We start from the raw sequence: 18,748 nt of genomic DNA on the forward strand, positions 1-18,748 counted from the left end.
ATGGCCTACAAGGCGCCTGTCCGCGACTTCACCTTCATCCTGAACGAAGTGCTGGAGATCGACCGCTACACCAACCAGCCGGGCTTCCAGGACGTCTCTTCGGATCTGGTCGACCAGATCCTGGAAGAAGGCGCCAAGTTCGCCGACGAGGTGATCGCGCCGATCAACAATCCGGGCGACAAGGAAGGCTGTCACTGGGCCGAGGGCGGCGTCGTGACCGGACCCAAGGGCTGGAAGGAAGCCTACAAGGCCATGTCGGAAGCCGGCTGGATGGCGCTGGCCGCCGACCCGGCCTATGGCGGTCAGGGCATGCCCAGCGTGGTGGCCTCGGCCTTCGGTCAGATGACGGCGGGCGCCTCGGCCGCGTTCTCGATGTATCCGGGCCTGACGGCGGGCGCCTATGCGGGCATCCACGCCAATGCGTCGGATGAGCTTAAGCAGAAATACCTGCCCAAGATGGCGACCGGCGAATGGTCGGGCACCATGAACCTGACCGAGCCCCAGTGCGGCACCGACTTAGGACTGGTCCGCACCAAGGCGGTTCCGAACGGCGACGGGTCGTATTCGATCACCGGCCAGAAGATCTGGATTTCGGCCGGCGAGCACGACTTCGCCGACAACATCATCCACACGGTGCTGGCCCGCGTCGAGGGCGCGGTTCCGGGCATCAAGGGCCTGTCGCTGTTCGTCGTGCCCAAGTATCTGGTCAACGAAGACGGTTCGCTGGGCGAGCGCAACACGCTGGAATGCGCCGGCCTTGAGCACAAGATGGGCATTCACGGCAACGCCACGGCGGTCATGCAATATGACGGCGCCAAGGGCTGGCTGATCGGCGAAGAAGGCCGGGGCATGAACAATATGTTCGTGGTGATGAACGAGGCCCGCCTGGGCACCGGCCTGCAGGGTCTGGCCATCGGCACCGCCGCCTATCAGGCCGCCGTCGAGTTCGCCAAGGACCGCCTGCAGGGCCGTTCGCTGACCGGACCGAAGAACCCGGACGGCCCGGCCGATTCGATCATGGTCCACCCCGACGTGCGCCGGATGCTGCTGGAATCCAAGGCCTTCGTCGAAGGCGGCCAGGCCTTCATCCTGTGGACCGCGCTGCACGCCGATCTGGAGAAGTCCGAGGACGAGGCCGTCGCCACCAAGGCCAAGGATTACATGGGCCTGCTGACGCCGGTGCTGAAGGCCTATCTGACCGACAAGGGCTTCCACGTCGCCTCGCTGGGCATGCAGGTCCACGGCGGTTCGGGCTACACCGAACACTTCCCCGCCTCGCAGTATCTGCGCGATGCCCGCATCACCATGATCTACGAGGGCACCAACGGCATCCAGGCGCTGGACCTGGTGGGCCGCAAACTGCCCTCGGCCGGCGGTCGGGCCATCATGACCTGGTTCGGCGAGATAGACGCCTTCGTCGCCGAGAACAGCGGCAACGAAGCCATCAAGCCTTTCGTCGACGGTCTGGCCGATGTGAAGGCCAAGCTGCAGGACGGCACCATGTGGCTGATGCAGAACGGCATGGCCAACCCGGACAACGCCGGCGCCGCTTCTACCGACTATCTGAACGTCTTCGGCCTGACGGCCCTGGCCTATATGTGGGCGCAGATGGCCAAGGCGGCCCAGGCCAAGATCGAGGCCGGCTCGACCGACCCCTACTATGCGACCAAGCTGCAGACCGGCCGCTACTTCGTCGAGCGCATCCTGCCGGACGCGGAAAGCCACCTGAAGAAGATGAAGACCGGCGCCGACGTGCTGATGGCCATGCCAGCCGAGGCCTTCTGATTCAGCCGACTGGCCTTGCCTGCGGCAGGGCCAGTCGTGACTTCTCGCGTTCGAATTCTTCAAGGTACAAAGGACCTTTGACCGAAACAGACGGTTCCGCCAAAGGCCCATCAAGCGCCCTTATGATATAGTAATAGCTTAGATGACTGCCGTCGTTGTCTTCATCGACGCTAGCGACGACATAACGATCATCGTACCCGACCTCGAACACCGTGGCTGGAATACGCTCAATGCAATTCCCGCCATCAAGCGAGTAACAAAGCATCTGCTCCTCTGGGGCATCCGTCGCGACGAGCCGATAATGGCCAACAACATCCCGATCCTGTACTGGGCCGCAACCAGCCAACACTGCAGCAGCCGCCAGTAATAAAAAAAGCCGCATAACCCCATCCATCTCAAAGGCACGGCGACAATGACCGGAGCCACATATTTAGGGAAGACGCCGTGAACGTGCTCAACAGCCCCGAACCCGCCTTCATGCAGGAAGAGGAGATCACCCTCTTCTCCGACAGCGTCGGCAAATGGATCGACGAGCACGCGCCGCTGGACAAGGTGCAGCAGTGGATCGCCAACTCCAGCGTGCCGCGCCAGCTGTGGAACGATGCCGGGGCGGCGGGCCTGCTGGGCCTGAGCCTGCCGGAAGAAGACGGCGGCTTCGGCGGCGATTATCGCCATGAAGTCGTGCTGATGCGCCAGCTGGGCTGGAAGGGCGCGGACCACTTCGGCATCAGCCTGCACAATGCGATCGTTATGCCCTACATCTGGCATTACGGCACCGAGGAGCAGAAGCAGCGCTGGCTGCCCCGCCTGCAATCGGGCGAACTGGTCGGCGCCATCGCCATGACCGAACCGGGCGCGGGTTCGGACCTGCAAGGGATCAAGACCACCGCCATCAAGTCGGGCGACAGCTATGTCGTCAACGGCTCCAAGACCTTCATCACCAACGGGCAGTTGGCCAATCTGATCATCGTGGTGGCCAAGACCGACCCGGCCGAGGGCGCCAAGGGCACCAGCCTGATCGTGGTCGAGACCGATGGCGCGGAAGGGTTCGAGCGCGGCCGCAACCTGCACAAGATCGGCATGGAGGCCAACGACACCTCCGAACTGTTCTTCAACGACGTGAAGGTTCCCGGCGACAACATCATCGGCGGCGGCGAGGGCCACGGCTTCGTCCAGCTGATGCAGCAACTGCCGCAGGAACGACTGAACATCGCCGTCCAGGGCGTCGCCGCCGCCGAGCGCGGCCTCGAGGCGACCCTGGCCTACGTCAAGGAGCGCAAGGCCTTCGGCAAGCGGATCCTGGACTTCCAGAACACCCAGTTCAAGCTGGCCGAGGTCAAGACCAAGCTGACCGTGGCCAAGGTCTTCGTCGATCACTGCATCGGCCTGCACCTGCAGGGCAAGCTCGACGCCGCCACGGCCTCCATGGCCAAATACTGGGTCACCGACATCCAGGGCGAGACCTTGGACGAGATGCTGCAGCTGCACGGCGGATATGGCTATATGAACGAATATCCCATCGCCCAGCTGTACAAGGACGCGCGGGTGCAGCGCATCTATGGCGGCACCAACGAGATCATGAAGCTGCTGATCGCGCGGACGCTCTGACAGCCCGCTTGCCTCAATGTACAGAAACCTGTACATTGAAGCCATGAACGCGATGTCTGTCACCGAACTCCGCAAGAACCTCGCCTCGGCCATCGACCGGGTCACGGCGGATCATGACTACACCATCATCACGCGCGAGGGGGGCAAGCCCGCGGCTGTGTTGATGTCGCTGGAGGACTTCGCCTCCTGGCAAGAGACGGAGTATCTGCTGCGCAGCCCGGCGAACGCCGCGCGGTTGCGTGAAGCGATCTCCGAACTCGATGCGGGCGGCGGTCAGGTTCGCGAACTGATCGAAGAATGAAGCTGACCTTCCAGACCTACGGGTGGGAGGATTACCTTCACTGGCAAGACCATGATCGAAAGATGCTGCGAAAGCTCAATCGGCTGATCACGGAATGCCAGCGGACGCCTCTTTCCGGGACTGGAAAACCGGAACCGTTGAAGGGCGATTTCACGGGATGGTGGTCGCGACGCATCGACCAGGAGCATCGCCTCGTCTATCGCGTGACGGACGATGCGCTTTTGATCGCCCAATGCCGCTATCACTACGACCGATGATCCGCCTCCACGTAACATCGCCGCTCGCCGCCGCCGCGCCCGTCGCCCCGACGCTGGACCAATCCCGCTATCTGACCCAGGTCATGCGGTTGAAGGTCGGGGACGAACTGCTGGCTTTCAACGGTCGCGACGGCGAGTGGCGGTGTTCGGTCGCGGAGGTGCTGAAGAAGGGCGTGATCCTGCGGGCCGAGGAACAGGTCCGGCCCCAGACCTTCGGCCCCGATCTGGAGCTGATCGTCGCCGTGGTGAAGAAGGCCAGGGTCGAGACCATCGTGGAAAAGGCGGCGGAACTGGGCGCGCGGCGGGTGCGGCTGGTGCTGACCAAACGCACCAACGCCGACCGCATCCGCCTGGATCGGCTGGACGCCATCGCCGAGGAGGCCGCCGAACAGACCGGGCGGATGGACGTGCCTGCGGTCGACGATCCGGTGAAGCTGGACGCCCTGCTGGATGGCTGGGAAGCCGGACGCCGGCTGATGTTCTGCGACGAGACCGGCGGCGCGCCGGCGATATTGGCGCTGGCGGCTGCGGGCGCTGGTCCCCAAGAGCAAAAATGGTCCATCCTGATCGGGCCGGAGGGTGGGTTCTCGCCGGAAGAGGGCGAGCGGCTGCGGTCCCTGCCCTTCACCACCTCCGTTTCTCTGGGTCCGCGCATCCTGCGCGCCGACACCGCCGCCATCGCCGCCATGACCCTGTGGCAGGCGGCGGTCGGCGATTGGGAACGATAAGTGTCACGGATGCTCTTGAGCCGCGCCGCAATCTTGCCCATCTAGCCGCGACACACGGTCGCTTACGGCGCGCCGCAGGGAACTGACGCATGACCGACAACGCGCCGCTGACCCGGACCGCCCTGATCGAGGCCATGTCCAAGGGGGTCAAGCCCAAGGATCAATGGCGCATCGGCGCCGAGCACGAGAAGTTCGGCTTCGACAAGATCACCCTGGCGCGCCCCGCCTATGACGGCCCGAACGGCATCAAGGCCATGCTGGAAGGGTTGGAGCGGTTCGGCTGGTCGCGGGTCGAGGAGAACGGCTTCCTGATCGGGCTGGAGCGCAAGAACAGCGAAGGCTTCGTCGCCTCGGTCAGCCTGGAGCCCGGCGGTCAGTTGGAACTGTCGGGCGCGCCGCTTCTGACCATCCACGACATCTGCAACGAGACCGGCCAGCATCTGATGGAGGTCAAGCAGGTCGCAGACCAGATCGGCGTCGGCTTCCTGGGCGCCGGTTTCGACCCGCTGTGGACGCGCGCCGACATTCCGGTCATGCCCAAGGGCCGCTATGACATCATGCGCGCCTATATGCCCAAGGTCGGGACCCTGGGTCTGGACATGATGCTGCGCACCTGCACCATCCAGGCGAACCTGGACTTCGATTCCGAAGCCGACATGGTGATGAAGTTCCGCACCTCGCTGGCGCTTCAGCCCATCGCCACGGCCCTGTTCGCCTGTTCGCCCTTCACCGAGGGACGGCCCAACGGCTTCCTGTCGGCCCGCGCCAATGTCTGGACCGACACCGACGCCGACCGCACCGGAATGCTGGGCTTTGTCTACGAGGACGGTTTCGGCTTCGAACGCTATGCCGACTACGCCCTGGACACGCCTATGTATTTCGCCAAGCGCGACGGCAAATACGTCGACGCCTCGGGCCAGTCGTTCCGCGATTTTCAGGCCGGCAAACTGCCCGCCCTGCCCGGCGAATATCCGACCCTCAAGGACTGGAACGACCACCTGACGACGCTTTTCCCCGAGGTGCGGCTGAAATCCTATCTGGAGATGCGTGGCGCCGACGGCGGGCCGTGGAGCCGCATCTGCGCCCTGCCCGCCCTTTGGGCCGGGGTCCTGTACGACGCGCCGTCGCTGGCCGCCGCCTGGGACCTGGTCAAGGATTGGGACATCGCCGACCACGAGCGCCTGCGCCGCGACGTGACGCGCCTGGGCCTGAAGGCCGAGGTCGCGGGCCGCAGCGTGCGCGACATCGCCGTCGACCTGGTCAACATCGCCAAACAAGGCTTGAAGAACCGCGCCAAATTCTCGGGCGGCATGGTGGACGAGCGCGGCTATCTGTCGGAACTGGAAGACATCGCCGACAGCGGGATCACCCCCGCCGAACGCCTGCTGGACCTGTATCATGGCGCCTGGCAGGGCGACGTCAAACGCATCTACGCCGACTTCGCCTATTAGGGCGTGGTGTAGTCCGAACAGTCGGGCAGTTTGCGATCCGGGCGGTATTCGCCCGCAGCGGCGTCGAAGGTGAACCGGCGCGTGAAACTGCATTTCGGATCGCGCACCGTGATCAGGTCGGCGGGCTTCAGCGGCGGCTTCTCCAGCGAATCCTCGGATCGCGAGGCGCCGCGCGGATAGGCGGTCGCGGTGGTCGCATAGGTCAGCACGGGCAGGGTCTCGCCCGCCTGCGCCTCGACGGTCAGCACGCCTTCGAAACCGTATTCATCGTGACAGGCGCCCGCCCTCTGCGTCATGTCCTCCTCGCTGAAACAGGCCCGGATCATCAGCGAACTCTGGATCGGCACGGACAGGACCGGCGTCGACGCCGCGTCGCCCCGCGCATCCAGCCGATAGAGCCGCAGCTCCGTCGCCTGGCCGCCGCCGCCCGAATACATGCTGCGGGTCTCCACCTGCACCCCGGCCAAGGCGCCGCCGTCGCCCAGGCGGATCAGGCCGGTCCACGGCTGGAAACTCTCGACCTCGCTGTCTTCGGGCTTGGCGGCGAGCGAGGCGTCGCCCCGGCGCAGGACGGGCCGCACCACCGGCTCTCCATCCTGCACGCCCTGCGCCAGACCCACGCACCAGGCCCCGTCGCCGGTGCAGGCGCGATCGTCGACGCGCGTCAGGGTCTGGAGGCCGCCCGCGTCGGATTGAAGCGCGGCGATCAGAAGAAGGGTGGCGATCATGGGTCCATCCTATCCATCCCAAATCCCGACGCCAGCCGATATCGCCGGACTTGACTTGACAAGGATTGCCAAAACGCTGCCTCTGATATCCAGGAGGCCGATCATGGCGACGATGAACATCTCCCTGCCCGATCCGATGAAGGCCTGGGTCGAGGAACAGGCCAAATCCGGGCGCTATGCCAACACGTCCGACGTGGTGCGCGATCTGATCCGCCGCGAGCAGGTCAAGGCCGAGAAAATCGCACACATGCAAAGGCTGATCGACGAGGGCCGGGCAAGCGGGATCAGCGACATGACCATGGCCGACATTCGCGCCGAAGCTCTTTCTCGCATCACCGCGCGGCGTAAGGCGGGATGAGCGGCTATCGGCTGTCGAAGGAGGCGAGCGAGGATCTCGTCGCCATCTATATTCAGGAACACGACCAATTCGGTCCGCGACAGGCCGACCGATATCAGGACGATCTGGACGCTCTGTTTCGTCGCCTTGCCGCGACGCCGACCATTGCGCGGTTGCGTTTGGAGTATGCCCCGCCGGTTCGGGTGTTTGTCTTCAAAGCCCACGTGATCATCTATGATCAGGAACCGGACGGCGTCCTCATCCAGCGGGTTCGGCACGGACACGAAGATTGGCAGGGCGACCCTTACGGATCCAGCGACGAAGGCGACCATCCATGACCCATCCCATCCATGTCGGAGTCGGCGGCTGGACGTTCGAGCCGTGGCGCGGGGTCTTCTATCCCGAGGGGTTGGTGCAGAAGCGGGAGCTGGAATATGCGGCGTCCAAACTGACCTCCATCGAGATCAACGGCACCTATTATTCGACCTTCAAGCCCGACAGCTGGAAGAAGTGGCGCGACGAGACGCCCGCCGGTTTCGTCTTTTCGGTCAAGGCCAGCCGCTACTGCACCAATCGCAAGGTGCTGTCCGACGGGGCCGAGAGCTTCGACCGTTTCCTGTCGCAGGGCCTGACCGAACTGGGCGACAAACTGGGGCCGATCAACTGGCAGTTCATAGGGACCAAGAAGTTCGATCCCGAGGATTTCGAGGGCTTCCTGAAGCTGTTGCCCAAGGAAAAGAATGGTGTGCGGCTGCGCCACGCGCTGGAGGTTCGCAACCCGACCTTCGCCACGGAACAGTTCTACGACCTGGCCCGCAAATACGGCGCGGCCATCGTCTATGCCGTGGACGACGAGGAGCCGACCTGGCCCCAGATCGACGAGGCGACCGCCGACTTTACCTATGCCCGGCTAATGTCCAGCCGCGAGGACGAGCCGACCGGCATGACCGCGAGCGAGCTGGACGCCGTGGCCGATCAGGCCAGGGCCTGGGCGAAACGCGGCGACGTCTTCGCCTATTTCATCTCGGGGGCCAAGGTGCGGAACCCGGCGGCGGCTCAGGCGCTGATCGCCAAGCTGAAATAGCGGAGCCAGGCCATGATCACCGGACGCTGCCACTGCGGCGACATCGCCTTCGAGATCGACGGCGATATCCCCGACGAACTGACGCGCTGCACCTGCAGCCTGTGTTCGAAACGCGGACGTCTATATGCCTACTACGAGCCGACAGCCTTCCGTCGTCTGTTCCCTCAGGATAGGGCCAGCGAAAGCACCTATTTCTGGAAAACCAAGCTGGTCGCCAACAACTTCTGCGCTCGTTGCGGGTGCGATATCTATGCCGACAGTCCGATCTTCGTGCCCGAAAAGGACTTCAAGGCGGGCAAACGCCGCATCGCCGTCAACGCGCGTCTGTTCGACGACTTCGACGCCGCATCGCACCCGGTCACCGTCATCGACGGCAAGAACCTGTGGTGACAACGTTGCGGCCCCGCCGCAGCGATCGCATCTGACGCCCCCGCCAAGACCAAAGGACTTCCCATGCCGATCGCCACACGCGCCTTCGCCGCGACCGCCGCCGACAAGCCGCTGACGCCCTATCGTTTCGACCGCCGCGATCCCGGCCCGGACGATGTGCTGATCGACGTCAAATACTGCGGCGTCTGCCATTCCGATCTGCACGCCGCCCGCAGCGAGACCGGCCGATCCACCTATCCGCTGGTGCCGGGCCACGAGATCGCCGGCGTGGTCAAGGCGGTGGGCGCCAACGTCACCCGCTTCAAGGAAGGCGACCGGGTCGGCGTCGGCTGCATGGTCGACAGCTGCCGCAAATGCGCCTCGTGCCAGGAAGGCGTCGAACAGTACTGCGTCCCCGGCTTCACCGGCACTTATGGCGGCAAGGACAAGAAGGGCGGGACCAGCGAGACGATTACTCAGGGCGGCTATTCCGACCACATCACGGTCGATCAGCATTTCGTCCTGTCCATCCCCGACAGCCTGGCGCTGGATGTCGCCGCCCCCCTGCTGTGCGCCGGCATCACCACCTATTCGCCGCTGAAGGAATGGGGCGTCGGGCCGGGCTCCAGGGTGGCGGTCATCGGCCTGGGCGGTCTGGGCCATATGGCGGTCAAGCTGGCGGCGGCCATGGGGGCGGAGGTCACCGTCCTGTCCACCTCGGACCGCAAGAAGGCCGACGCTGAACGGATGGGGGCCAAACACTTCCTGATCAACTCCGACAAGGATGCGATGAAGGCGGCCGCCGAGAAGTTCGACCTGATCATCAACACCGTCTCGGCCACGCACGAGATCGCCAGCCACGTCCAGCTGCTGGCGCGCGACGGCACAATGATCATGCTGGGCCTGACGACCGAGGGCCTGCCGGTGTTCGCCCTGCCGCTGCTTTGGCGTCGTCGCCGCATCGCCGGCTCGCTGATCGGCGGGATCAGGGAGACGCAAGAGATGCTGGACTTCTGCGCCCGGCACGGCATCGCCTGCGACATCGAGACCATCGCCCCGGATCAGATCAACGAGGCCTATGAGCGGATGGAGAAGTCGGACGTCCGCTATCGCTTCGTCATCGACATGGAGAAGCTGGCCGCCTGACGGATCGGAACGCGACGGAGGGTGAAACTTCCGTTGCGTCAGATTCACGTCTTGCGCGCGGGGCCTCGGGCGTTAATCCTGAGCCCCGACAAGGCCTTTCGAAAGGCCGGCAAGGGACAGGAGACGACATGGCGCGCGTGGCTTTCGTAACGGGCGGGACCCGGGGCATCGGCAAGGCGATCGTTCAGCGCCTGCACGAGGACGGGTTCAAGGTCGCCGCCGGCTATTCCGGCAATGACGAGGCGGCCAAGGCCATCGCCGATGCGCTGGACGTCATGGTGGTCAAGGGCAATGTCGGCAGCTTCGACGACTGCGCCCGCGCCGTAAAGGAGGTCGAGGATCAGCTCGGCCCCATCGACATCCTGGTCAACAACGCCGGCATCACCCGCGACGGCTTCTTCCACAAGATGAGCCACGACCAGTGGTCCGACGTGATCCGCGTCAATATGGACAGCGTGTTCAATATGACGCGCCAGGTCATCAACGGGATGCGCGACCGGGGCCATGGCCGCATCGTCAACATCTCCTCGATCAACGGCCAGAAGGGCCAGATCGGCCAGACCAACTATTCCGCCGCCAAGGCCGGGATGATCGGCTTCACCAAGGCCCTGGCGCTGGAGAATGCGAGGAAGGGCGTCACCGTCAACTGCATCGCGCCCGGCTATATCGACACCGAAATGGTCGGCGCCATGGACCCCAAGGTGCTGGAAGGCATCATCAGCCACATCCCCGTCGGCCGCCTGGGCAAGGGCGAGGAGATCGCCGACATGGTGTCCTGGCTGGTGGGCGAGCGTGCCGGATATGTCACAGGCTGCACCCTGTCGCTGAACGGCGGTCAATACCTGGTCGGTTGAGACGGCCTTCGCCCAAAATCCGCCGCGCGTCGCTTTCATCAAGTCTGTCATGAAGTTGTTGGGAACGGTCAGGGCGAAAAAATCGCCGCGCGTGACCGCGATGGCGGTCGTCGCCCTCGCGGTCGTGGGCGTCAGCCTCGCCGCGCCCGCCGTCCTGCCCGCCGACTGTCACGCCCAGACGCGCCGCAGCGTGCCGCCCACCGCCCGCTATGTCAGCGGCAACGGCCAGGCCTTCATCCTGGACACGTCGGGCTCGCGCGCCCTAATGCGGTTCGAGCGGTCGACCGAGGTCTGGGTGCTGCGCCCCACGCCCGCGCCGCGCGGCGACATCATCTATCGCAACGACAACGGCGATCAGGTGCTGAAAGTCACGCCCGACGGCGGCGTGACCCTCTATACCACCGCCGCGCCGCAGGGGTCGCCCGTGTCGCGCGTCGGGGACGCGCAAGGGCTGGCCAGCGCCACCCTGACCGGGGCCCAGCTGGTCGATTACTTCATGCGTCAGAGCTATCGCGCCAGCCAGGCCATGGGCCGGCTGATCGTGATCGACGTGGACATCCAGCCGGGTTCCGAACAGGTCGCGGCCGAAACGGTCTCGGCCGCCAGCGACGCCATCGTGCGCATGGCCCGCGCCTCCAACCTGCGCGGCCAGGTCGAGCGGGTGCGGCGCGTGGTGGTGTCCGATCAGGGCCGGCCCGGCGTCACCCTGGTCCAGGGCACGCTGCGGATCGTCATCGACGCCGACGCCGGCATGGCCGGCCGGCCGTCCTCGGCCCGCATCGTCCGGGTCGTCGCCGGCGACGCTCTGAACCGCTGATCGTCTCTGTCGTCATTCCGGGACGTCCGTAGGACGAACCCGGAACCCAGGCGATCGGAGGCTCTGCTTGAGCATCCCCCAGGGATAGCGACCGCCCCCTGGGCTCCGGGTTCCTCGCTGCCCTCGGCCCCGGAATGACGGACTGGAAAAGCGCCTAGAAAGCGTCCTTCGCCGCCCGGCGCGCGGCGAACTGTTCGGTGTCGGCTGCGGTCAGGAAGGGGTTGAAACGCTTTTCCACCCCCATTGTCGTCGGCACGGTCGGTTCGCCGCGCTCGCGGGCGGTGAAGATCGCCTGGGCATGGGCGGCGGTTTCGGGCCGGTCGTCCAGGCTCAGGGTGAAACGGGCGTTGGCGGCGGTGTATTCGTGGGCGCACCAGATGACCGTGGCGGCGGGCCAGACTTTCAGCCGTTGCAGGCTGGCGAACATCTGTTCCGGCGCGCCTTCGAACAGCCGGCCGCAGCCCAGGGCGAACAGGGTGTCGCCGACGAAGGCCAGGCCGTCGTCGGGCGCGTGGAACACCACATGGCCCAGGGTGTGGCCGGGCGTGGCCGTGACCTCGAACCGCGTCTCGCCCACCATCACCACATCGCCGTCCGCCACCACGCGGTCCAGCGGGGCGACGCGCCGCACCTCTTCCGGCCCGACGATCTCGCAAGCCCATTCGGACTTCAGCCGTTCGTTGCCCTCGGTGTGATCGGGGTGCCAGTGGGTATTGAGGATCATATCCAGCCGCCCCCAGCCCAGCCGCTCCAACTCTTCCAGAATCCGCGCGGCGTCCGGCGTATCGACCGCCGCGACCACGCCGGTCGCCGCATCGCGGATCAGAAAGCCGTAGTTGTCGCTGCGGCAGGGGAACAGATGAACGTCCAGGGTCATGCCGCCATCCTAGCAGGAGGGCGGTCGCCGGGCCTATAGTGGCCGGATGCGGCGCAGCATCGACGAGCTTCGAACCTTCTACGGCGAACCGAACGGCGCCCTGGCGCGTCGGCTGGTGGCGCGCCGGCTGGACGACGCCTGGGGCGAGGCGGCCGATTGCGACGTGCTGGGCATCGGTTACGCCACGCCGTGGCTGGACGCCTTCGTCGGCGCGCGACGGGTGGTCGCGGCCATGCCGGGCGGTCAGGGGGTCGAGCAGTGGCCCACGGTCGGGCGCAACCGCACCCTTCTGGTGGACGACCGCCGCCTGCCCTTCCCCGCCGGATCGTTCGACCGCATCCTGCTGGTCCATGCGCTGGAGGAGGCGGACGATCCCGCCGCCCTGCTGCTGGAAGCCGTCAGGGCGCTGTCCCCCACCGGGCGGATCATCCTGGCGGCGGCGGCGCGCGGCGGCCTGTGGGCGCGGGCGGACAACACCCCTTTCGGCCACGGACGCCCTTTCACGCGGCGCCAGCTGGAGCGGCTGGTGCGCGACGTGGGGCTGGAGCCCATGGCCTGGTCCCAGACCCTGTATGTGCCGCCGTGGGGGCCGCTGCTGCCCCTGGCCGAAGGGTTCGAACAGGTGGGCCGCCATGTCTTTCCGGGAACCGCCGGCCTGATCCTGCTGGAGGCGTCGCGCCAGGGCTATGCCCGCATCCGGCCCAGCGGCCATGCCCAGCGCGTCGCCGCCCCCGTCCTGACGCCCCAGCCCGTCGCCTCCGTCTCTTCGCGGGGCGAACATCGCGACTGACGGCGAGTTGACCGTCGCCCCATCTGGCGGGCCGGGCGAAACCGCCTTATGGCGAAGGCCATGCACCGACTGATCCTGATGCGGCACGCCCAGGCCGAAACCTCCGCCCCGTCCGGCGGCGGCGACGAGGCCCGCCCCCTGTCCGCCGCCGGCCGCGCCGAGGCGGTCCTGATGGGCCGCGCCCTGGCCGAACGCGGGCTGAAGCCCGACCTGGCCCTGGTCTCGACCGCCGTGCGGACGCGCCAGACCTGGGAGCAGATGCACGACGCCCTGGGCGATGTGGAGGTGCGCGACGAGGCCAATCTGTACAACGCCTCCGCCGACGTCATCCGCCGCTTCGTCGAGGCCGGCGAGGACGAGGCCGGCTGCCTGCTGGTCCTGGCGCACAATCCGGGCGTCCATGTGCTGGCGGCCGAATATCTGATCGAAAGTGCGGCTTCGCCGGCGGTGGTGGACAAGCTGTCGGGCGGTTTTCCCACCGGCGCGGCCGCCCTGTTCACCGTCGATGCGGCGGGGCGCTGCGCCTACGAAGGGTTTCTGACGCCCCGGTCGCTGGGCGCGCCCTCGCTGTGACCGACATCGCCTACAAGATCGTGGACGCCGCCGAATGGCGCGCGGCCGTCGCCGAGGGCCGCTATGACGGCGCGCCCGTCGATCTGGCCGACGGCTATATCCATATGTCGACCGAGGCGCAGCTGGCCGAGACGGCGCGACGGCATTTCGCCGGTCGCCGCGACCTGCTGCTGCTGGACGTCGACCTGACGCGCCTGGGCGACGACGTGGTCTGGGAGCCGTCGCGGGGCGGCGCCCTGTTCCCGCACCTCTATGCGCCCCTGCCCGTCTCGGCGGTTATCAAGACCCGCACCCTGAACGTCACCGCCGAGGGCGAGATGCAGGTCGGGGACGCGGCATGAGCCTGATGGCGCGCATCAGCGACGCGGGCGCCGCCGCCCTGCGGCGTCTGGATCCCGAACAGGCGCACCGTCTGGCGATCAAGGGGCTGGCCTTCGCCCGCCTGCCCCGGCCGTCGACCGACGATCCGATCCTGAGGACGGCGCTGGCCGGGCTGGACCTGCCCAATCCGGTCGGTCTGGCCGCCGGTCTGGACAAAAACGGCGAGGCCCTGCGCGGCCTGTCGCGTCTGGGCTTCGGCTTCGTCGAATGCGGCTCGGTCACGCCGCGCGCCCAGGCCGGCAATCCCCAGCCGCGCCTGTTCCGCCTGACCGAGGACCGCGCCATCATCAACCGGATGGGGTTCAACAACGCCGGGCTGGACGCCTTCGCAGCCCGGCTGGATAGGCGCCCCTCGGGCGTGGTGGTCGGGGCCAATCTGGGGGCCAACAAGGATACGGAGGACAAGGCGGCCGATTATGTGGCGGGCCTGAAGCGTCTGGCCGGGCGCGCCAGCTATTTCACCGTCAACATCTCCTCGCCCAATACGCCGGGCCTGCGCGCCTTGCAGGGCCGGGCGCAGCTGGACGACCTGTTGGGCCGCATCGACGCCGCCCGCCCGGCGACGGGCCCGGCGCGCGTGCCGGTCTTCCTGAAGATCGCGCCCGACCTGATCGCCGACGAGATCGGCATGATCGTGGAGGCGTCGCTGGCGCACCGGATCGACGGGCTGATCGTATCCAACACCACGCTGGAGCGGCCCGAGACCCTGCGCTCGCCCCAGGCGCACGAGACCGGCGGCCTGTCGGGCGCGCCCATCCGGCCCTTCGCCGAAAAGGCCCTGCGCGCGGCGGCCGAGGCGGCGGGCGGGCGTCTGCCCCTGATCGCGGTGGGCGGGATCGACAGCGGCGCGGAAGCCTATGCCCGCATCCGGCTGGGCGCCTCGGCGGTGCAAATCTATTCCGCCCTGATTTACGAGGGGCCGGGTCTGGTCGCCCGGATCAAGCGCGACCTGGCCGCCCGGCTGCGCGCCGACGGCTTTTCCACCCTGTCCGAGGCGATCGGCGCGGGCCGTTGACGGAGCGTTAGGCTCGATCACGGATAAATCCCCGCGAAGCGCGTCATCGCGCCAAGCGGGGAAATGCATGTCGCACACCACGGGCGCCGATACGGTCAGCGGCTGGGCCTATGCGGTCCGGCAACGCCGGGGCGCGATGATGCAGCGCATCGCCGTGGGCATGGCCAGCAGCCTGGCGGCGACGTCGCTGGTGGGCTGGCCCACCGCCGTGGCCTGGGGCCTGGCCTATATCGCCATCCAGGCCTGGGAAGCCTTCGTCTTCGCGCCCCTGAACCGGCCGGTCCCGCGCCCGATGTCCAGGGCGCGCAACATCCTGGGCGGGGCGACCATGTTCGCCAACACCGGCCTGTACGGCGCCCTTTCGATCATTCTGTGGGCGCTCGGCGGGGCGGCGGGCGGCGTGTCGGCGGCGATCATGCTGTCGGCCGCCATGGTCTATTCGATGGTCAATGCGCCCCGGTCGCTGACCGTGCTGGCCTGCACCACCGCGCCCCAGATCCTCTATATGGCGGCCTTCCCCTTCCTGCTGATGGGCCTGGGCGCGCCGCTGGGCGCCGCGATCACGGCGGCGGCGGCGGTGATCATCTTCACCATCTACTGCCTGAATGTCTGGCGCGGCCTGGCCGACCGGCTAAAGCGCGAGCAGCACGACCGCCTGCAGGCCGAGGCGCACGTCGAGCGGATGAGCCGCGAACTGAGCGAGCAGCGCGCCTTCCTCGCCGCCATCGGCCATGATCTGCGCACCCCCATCGGCGCGATCCTGAGCGGGGCGGCCGAGGTGCGCGGCGCGGACGCCGGATCGCGCCAGAACGCCGAACTGATCACCGACGCCGGCCTGATGATGAAGTCCCTGCTGGACGATCTGCTGGACCATTCGCGCATCGGGGCGGGCCGAATGGCCATCGAGGTCAAGGATTTCGACCTGCGCCAGATGCTGGCCCAGACGCTGCAACTGTGGCGCGCGCCGGCCGAGGCCAAGGGGCTGAAGCTGCGGATCGAGGGGGCGGCGACCATGCCCCGGTCGGTCAAGGGCGACGTGATCCGCATTCGCCAGGTGCTGAACAACCTGTTGTCCAACGCCATGAAGTTCACCGACAGCGGAACCATCACCCTGCGGGTGCAGGGCTGGCTGGAAGAGCCGACGTCCTATGCTCTGACGTTCGAGATCGCCGACACCGGACCGGGCATGACGCCCGTCCAGTTGGACCGACTGTTCACCCCGTTCGATCAGACCGCCGAGGGTGTCACCGCCCGCTATGGCGGATCGGGCCTGGGACTGGCGATCAGCCGCAATCTGGTGGAGCTGATGGGCGGACGGCTGACGGTGCGCAGCACGCCGGGCCAGGGGTCGCGGTTCACCGTCTCGCTGGTCCTGCCGCGCGGCGAGGCGATCGAGCCGGTCGCCGAGGCGGTCGATGAAAGCCGCATGGAGATCGCCCGCGCCCTGAGGCCGACCGCGACGGTGCGCGAGCCCACGCCCGTCGCCGCGCCCATGCCAGCGCCCGAGCCGGCGCCCGAACCTGGGACGACCGTCGAGGCGGCGGAGGCAGACGACGAGGACGACGCCGTTGCACCCTTGCGCCTGCTGGTGGTGGACGATCACGACATCAACCGTCGCGCGGTGCAGCTGATCCTCCAGCCCCTGGGGTGCGAGATCACCACGGCCGCCGACGGCCTGATCGCGCTGGAACGCTGCGAGGAGACGGTCTTCGACGTCATCTTCATGGATGTGCGAATGCCCGAACTGGACGGGCGAGAGACCACACGCCGCCTGCGGGCCGGCCATGGCCCCAATGCTCTTACGCCCGTGGTCGCCGTCACCGCCGACACGGCGCCCGAGGACGTCGCCGCCTGCCAGGCGGCGGGCATGGCCTATTTCGTGTCCAAGCCTCTGACGCCCGCGGCCCTGATCGGCGCCCTGGAGCATGTGCTGGAAGAAACCGCTCAGGCCAGGTCCGAGGCCGCCTGACCCGTCACCTCGGCGATCAGGGCCGGGGCGAAGTCAGGGCGGCGCAGGTCGCATTCCCAAACCACGATCACGCGCCAGTCGTCCGCCAGCAGCGCCTGAACGGCGGCGTCGTCGCGGGCGCGGTTGCGGCCGATCTTGGCGATCCAATAGTCGGCGTTGGTCTTGGGCTGGCGCGCGCCTCTCGAGCAGTCGTGGCCGTGCCAGAAACAGCCGTGGACGAACAGGGCGATGCGGCGGCCCTTCATCACGACATCCGGCCGACCGGCCAGGCCGCAGCCGCCCAGCCGATAACCGATGCCGGCCGCACGCAAAATCTTGCGCACGGCCAGTTCCGGCGACGTGTTCCGCCCCTTCACGCGACGCATGACGGCGCTGCGCTTTTCCGGGCTGAACACGTCCGTCGTCATCTTCGGTCGGTCCAGGCCATCGCTTCGCGGCTGAAGCCCGAACCGACAGACATCAAAGCTGGGCCAGCAGATGCTCGGCCGAGGACACCTTGAACTCGCCGCCCTGTTCGATGTTCAGCTGGGTCACCACGCCGTCCTTGACCAGCATGGAATAGCGCTGCGAGCGCTCGCCCAGGCCGAAGCCCGAACCGTCCAGCACCAGGCCCAGGGCCTTGGTCAGTTCGCCGTTGCCGTCGGCCAGCATGACGATGCTGTCGTCGGTGATGTCCTGGCTGTCGGCCCAGGCCTTCATGACGAAGGCGTCGTTGACCGAGATGCAGGCGACCGTATCGACGCCCTTGCCCTGGATGTCGGCCAGGTGACCCTTGAAGCCCGGCAGGTGGCGGGCCGAGCAGGTGGGGGTGAAGGCGCCGGGCACGGCGAACAGGGCCACGGTCTTGCCGGCGAAGATGTCGGCCGTGCTGACGGGCTTGGGGCCCTCGGCGGTGGCCTGGGCCAGGGTCGCGTCTGGGATGCGATCGCCGATCTGGATGGTCATGGAGGTCTCCGCGGACAGGGAAGGAAAAAAGGGAAAGGGCGTGGCGTCGAACGGATGTGAAACACCGCCTGCGACACATAGAGGCCGCCGGGCCAACCGCAAGCGTCCGCCGACTTGCGCCCGCCGCTTTCGCGACGGATGATGGGCGGATCATGAGCCAAGCCTCCCCCCTGACCGGCCGCCTGCTGGTGGCCATGCCCGGCATCGACGATCCCCGGTTCGAACATGCGGTCATCCTGATCTGCGCCCATGGCCCGGACCATGCGATGGGCCTGAGGCTGGATCGTCCCGCGCCGGGGGTGGACCTGAAGACCGTGCTGGACAAGCTGGATGCGCCCGCGCCGGACCAGTCCATCGGTCGGGCGGTGCTGATGGGCGGGCCGGTGGAGCGCGAACGGGGCTTCGTCCTGCACACCGACGACTGGATGATCGGCGAGGACAGCCTGCCGTTCGGCGACGGCCTGGCGATGACGGGCACGCGCGAGGCCCTGACGGCCATGACCGACGATGTCGGCGGCCCGCGCCGCTCGGCCCTGCTGCTGGGCTATGCCGGTTGGGGCGAAGGGCAGTTGGAGGAGGAGTTGGCCGACAATGTCTGGCTGACCGCCGAGGCGGATCTGGATCTGATCTTCGACGGCGAACACACGTCGAAATGGACGCGCGCCCTGGCCCAGCTGGGCGTGGACGCGGCCATGTTGTCCAGCCAGGGCGGCCGGGCCTGATACCGACCCGA

Annotated in this window: 24 protein-coding genes; 19 read left to right on the top strand and 5 right to left on the bottom strand. The window is 67.1% G+C overall.

Annotated elements, in window-relative coordinates; all coding sequences use genetic code 11:
* The gene (locus tag B3Z70_RS01310) at positions 1 to 1,785 is read left to right on the top strand and encodes an acyl-CoA dehydrogenase C-terminal domain-containing protein (RefSeq protein WP_292024132.1); all 1,785 of its coding nucleotides are present in this window, start codon (positions 1 to 3) and stop codon (positions 1,783 to 1,785) included.
* A 1-nt stretch (position 1,786) separates the two neighbouring features.
* On the opposite strand, the gene B3Z70_RS01315 is transcribed toward B3Z70_RS01310, so the two are convergent.
* Positions 1,787 to 2,167 carry a hypothetical protein gene (locus B3Z70_RS01315; RefSeq protein WP_292024133.1) on the bottom strand — a complete coding sequence of 127 codons (381 nt, stop codon included), beginning with the start codon at positions 2,165 to 2,167 and terminating at the stop codon, positions 1,787 to 1,789.
* 62 nt (positions 2,168 to 2,229) lie between these two features.
* Here B3Z70_RS01315 and B3Z70_RS01320 point away from each other — a divergent pair, with 62 nt between their 5' ends.
* From B3Z70_RS01320 to B3Z70_RS01340, 5 genes are all read left to right on the top strand, one after another.
* On the top strand, positions 2,230 to 3,393 hold the full coding sequence (locus B3Z70_RS01320) for an acyl-CoA dehydrogenase family protein (protein WP_292024134.1): 1,164 nt from the start codon (positions 2,230 to 2,232) through the stop codon (positions 3,391 to 3,393).
* 43 nt (positions 3,394 to 3,436) lie between these two features.
* Entirely contained in the window at positions 3,437 to 3,694 is a 258-nt protein-coding gene (locus B3Z70_RS01325; RefSeq protein ID WP_292024135.1) for a type II toxin-antitoxin system Phd/YefM family antitoxin, read from the top strand.
* On the top strand, positions 3,691 to 3,951 hold the full coding sequence (locus tag B3Z70_RS01330; RefSeq protein ID WP_292024136.1) for a Txe/YoeB family addiction module toxin: 261 nt from the start codon (positions 3,691 to 3,693) through the stop codon (positions 3,949 to 3,951). The genes B3Z70_RS01325 and B3Z70_RS01330 overlap by 4 nt, the downstream gene beginning before the upstream one ends.
* Positions 3,948 to 4,679, top strand: coding sequence for a 16S rRNA (uracil(1498)-N(3))-methyltransferase (locus tag B3Z70_RS01335; protein WP_292024137.1), 732 nt, complete (start codon positions 3,948 to 3,950; stop codon positions 4,677 to 4,679). Before B3Z70_RS01330 ends, B3Z70_RS01335 begins: the two co-directional genes overlap by 4 nt.
* An 89-nt stretch (positions 4,680 to 4,768) precedes the next feature.
* Complete coding sequence (locus B3Z70_RS01340; RefSeq protein ID WP_292024138.1) at positions 4,769 to 6,130, top strand: glutamate--cysteine ligase; 1,362 nt, start codon at positions 4,769 to 4,771, stop codon at positions 6,128 to 6,130.
* Here the strand turns inward: B3Z70_RS01340 and B3Z70_RS01345 are convergent.
* Positions 6,127 to 6,858: a hypothetical protein gene (locus B3Z70_RS01345; RefSeq protein ID WP_292024139.1), complete on the bottom strand. Its 732-nt coding sequence runs from the start codon at positions 6,856 to 6,858 to the stop codon at positions 6,127 to 6,129. The two genes, B3Z70_RS01340 and B3Z70_RS01345, sit on opposite strands and share 4 nt — an antisense overlap.
* Before the next feature lie 103 nt (positions 6,859 to 6,961).
* Between B3Z70_RS01345 and B3Z70_RS01350 the strand changes: the two genes are divergently transcribed.
* The 7 genes from B3Z70_RS01350 to B3Z70_RS01380 all read left to right on the top strand — a co-directional run bounded on the left by B3Z70_RS01350 (position 6,962) and on the right by B3Z70_RS01380 (position 11,465).
* Complete coding sequence (locus tag B3Z70_RS01350; RefSeq protein WP_292024140.1) at positions 6,962 to 7,216, top strand: type II toxin-antitoxin system ParD family antitoxin; 255 nt, start codon at positions 6,962 to 6,964, stop codon at positions 7,214 to 7,216.
* A complete protein-coding gene (locus B3Z70_RS01355; protein WP_292024141.1) occupies positions 7,213 to 7,533 on the top strand; it encodes a type II toxin-antitoxin system RelE/ParE family toxin in 321 nt (106 codons plus the stop codon). Before B3Z70_RS01350 ends, B3Z70_RS01355 begins: the two co-directional genes overlap by 4 nt.
* Positions 7,530 to 8,279, top strand: coding sequence for a DUF72 domain-containing protein (locus B3Z70_RS01360; RefSeq protein WP_292024142.1), 750 nt, complete (start codon positions 7,530 to 7,532; stop codon positions 8,277 to 8,279). Before B3Z70_RS01355 ends, B3Z70_RS01360 begins: the two co-directional genes overlap by 4 nt.
* 12 nt (positions 8,280 to 8,291) lie before the next feature.
* Complete coding sequence (locus B3Z70_RS01365) at positions 8,292 to 8,669, top strand: GFA family protein (protein WP_292024143.1); 378 nt, start codon at positions 8,292 to 8,294, stop codon at positions 8,667 to 8,669.
* Between the two features lie 63 nt (positions 8,670 to 8,732).
* Positions 8,733 to 9,794 carry an NAD(P)-dependent alcohol dehydrogenase gene (locus B3Z70_RS01370; RefSeq protein WP_292024144.1) on the top strand — a complete coding sequence of 354 codons (1,062 nt, stop codon included), beginning with the start codon at positions 8,733 to 8,735 and terminating at the stop codon, positions 9,792 to 9,794.
* 128 nt (positions 9,795 to 9,922) lie between these two features.
* Entirely contained in the window at positions 9,923 to 10,648 is a 726-nt protein-coding gene (phbB, locus tag B3Z70_RS01375; protein ID WP_017505756.1) for an acetoacetyl-CoA reductase, read from the top strand.
* Between the two features lie 100 nt (positions 10,649 to 10,748).
* On the top strand, positions 10,749 to 11,465 hold the full coding sequence (locus tag B3Z70_RS01380; RefSeq protein WP_292024170.1) for a DUF4908 domain-containing protein: 717 nt from the start codon (positions 10,749 to 10,751) through the stop codon (positions 11,463 to 11,465).
* Between the two features lie 154 nt (positions 11,466 to 11,619).
* On the opposite strand, the gene gloB is transcribed toward B3Z70_RS01380, so the two are convergent.
* Positions 11,620 to 12,342, bottom strand: coding sequence for a hydroxyacylglutathione hydrolase (gene gloB, locus B3Z70_RS01385; protein ID WP_292024145.1), 723 nt, complete (start codon positions 12,340 to 12,342; stop codon positions 11,620 to 11,622).
* 46 nt (positions 12,343 to 12,388) lie between these two features.
* On the opposite strand from gloB, the gene B3Z70_RS01390 reads away from it, so the two are divergent.
* The 5 genes from B3Z70_RS01390 to B3Z70_RS01410 all read left to right on the top strand — a co-directional run bounded on the left by B3Z70_RS01390 (position 12,389) and on the right by B3Z70_RS01410 (position 17,070).
* Positions 12,389 to 13,132 carry a methyltransferase domain-containing protein gene (locus B3Z70_RS01390; RefSeq protein ID WP_292024146.1) on the top strand — a complete coding sequence of 248 codons (744 nt, stop codon included), beginning with the start codon at positions 12,389 to 12,391 and terminating at the stop codon, positions 13,130 to 13,132.
* 60 nt (positions 13,133 to 13,192) lie between these two features.
* Positions 13,193 to 13,705 carry a SixA phosphatase family protein gene (locus B3Z70_RS01395; RefSeq protein ID WP_292024147.1) on the top strand — a complete coding sequence of 171 codons (513 nt, stop codon included), beginning with the start codon at positions 13,193 to 13,195 and terminating at the stop codon, positions 13,703 to 13,705.
* Complete coding sequence (locus tag B3Z70_RS01400; protein ID WP_292024148.1) at positions 13,702 to 14,046, top strand: DUF952 domain-containing protein; 345 nt, start codon at positions 13,702 to 13,704, stop codon at positions 14,044 to 14,046. Before B3Z70_RS01395 ends, B3Z70_RS01400 begins: the two co-directional genes overlap by 4 nt.
* A 5-nt stretch (positions 14,047 to 14,051) precedes the next feature.
* A complete protein-coding gene (locus B3Z70_RS01405) occupies positions 14,052 to 15,101 on the top strand; it encodes a quinone-dependent dihydroorotate dehydrogenase (protein WP_292024171.1) in 1,050 nt (349 codons plus the stop codon).
* Positions 15,102 to 15,168: 67 nt separating this feature from the next.
* Positions 15,169 to 17,070: an ATP-binding protein gene (locus tag B3Z70_RS01410; RefSeq protein WP_292024149.1), complete on the top strand. Its 1,902-nt coding sequence runs from the start codon at positions 15,169 to 15,171 to the stop codon at positions 17,068 to 17,070.
* Here the strand turns inward: B3Z70_RS01410 and B3Z70_RS01415 are convergent.
* Both B3Z70_RS01415 and B3Z70_RS01420 read right to left on the bottom strand, forming a co-directional pair.
* Positions 17,046 to 17,477 carry a very short patch repair endonuclease gene (locus B3Z70_RS01415; RefSeq protein ID WP_292024150.1) on the bottom strand — a complete coding sequence of 144 codons (432 nt, stop codon included), beginning with the start codon at positions 17,475 to 17,477 and terminating at the stop codon, positions 17,046 to 17,048. The two genes, B3Z70_RS01410 and B3Z70_RS01415, sit on opposite strands and share 25 nt — an antisense overlap.
* Positions 17,478 to 17,529: 52 nt before the next feature.
* On the bottom strand, positions 17,530 to 18,015 hold the full coding sequence (locus tag B3Z70_RS01420) for a peroxiredoxin (protein ID WP_292024151.1): 486 nt from the start codon (positions 18,013 to 18,015) through the stop codon (positions 17,530 to 17,532).
* 152 nt (positions 18,016 to 18,167) lie between these two features.
* On the opposite strand from B3Z70_RS01420, the gene B3Z70_RS01425 reads away from it, so the two are divergent.
* Positions 18,168 to 18,737 (top strand): YqgE/AlgH family protein, encoded by a 570-nt coding sequence (locus B3Z70_RS01425; RefSeq protein WP_292024152.1) that lies wholly within the window; start codon positions 18,168 to 18,170, stop codon positions 18,735 to 18,737.
* Positions 18,738 to 18,748: the final 11 nt, after the last annotated feature.

Source organism: Brevundimonas sp. UBA6550, from assembly GCF_002434505.1.
Lineage (GTDB): Bacteria > Pseudomonadota > Alphaproteobacteria > Caulobacterales > Caulobacteraceae > Brevundimonas.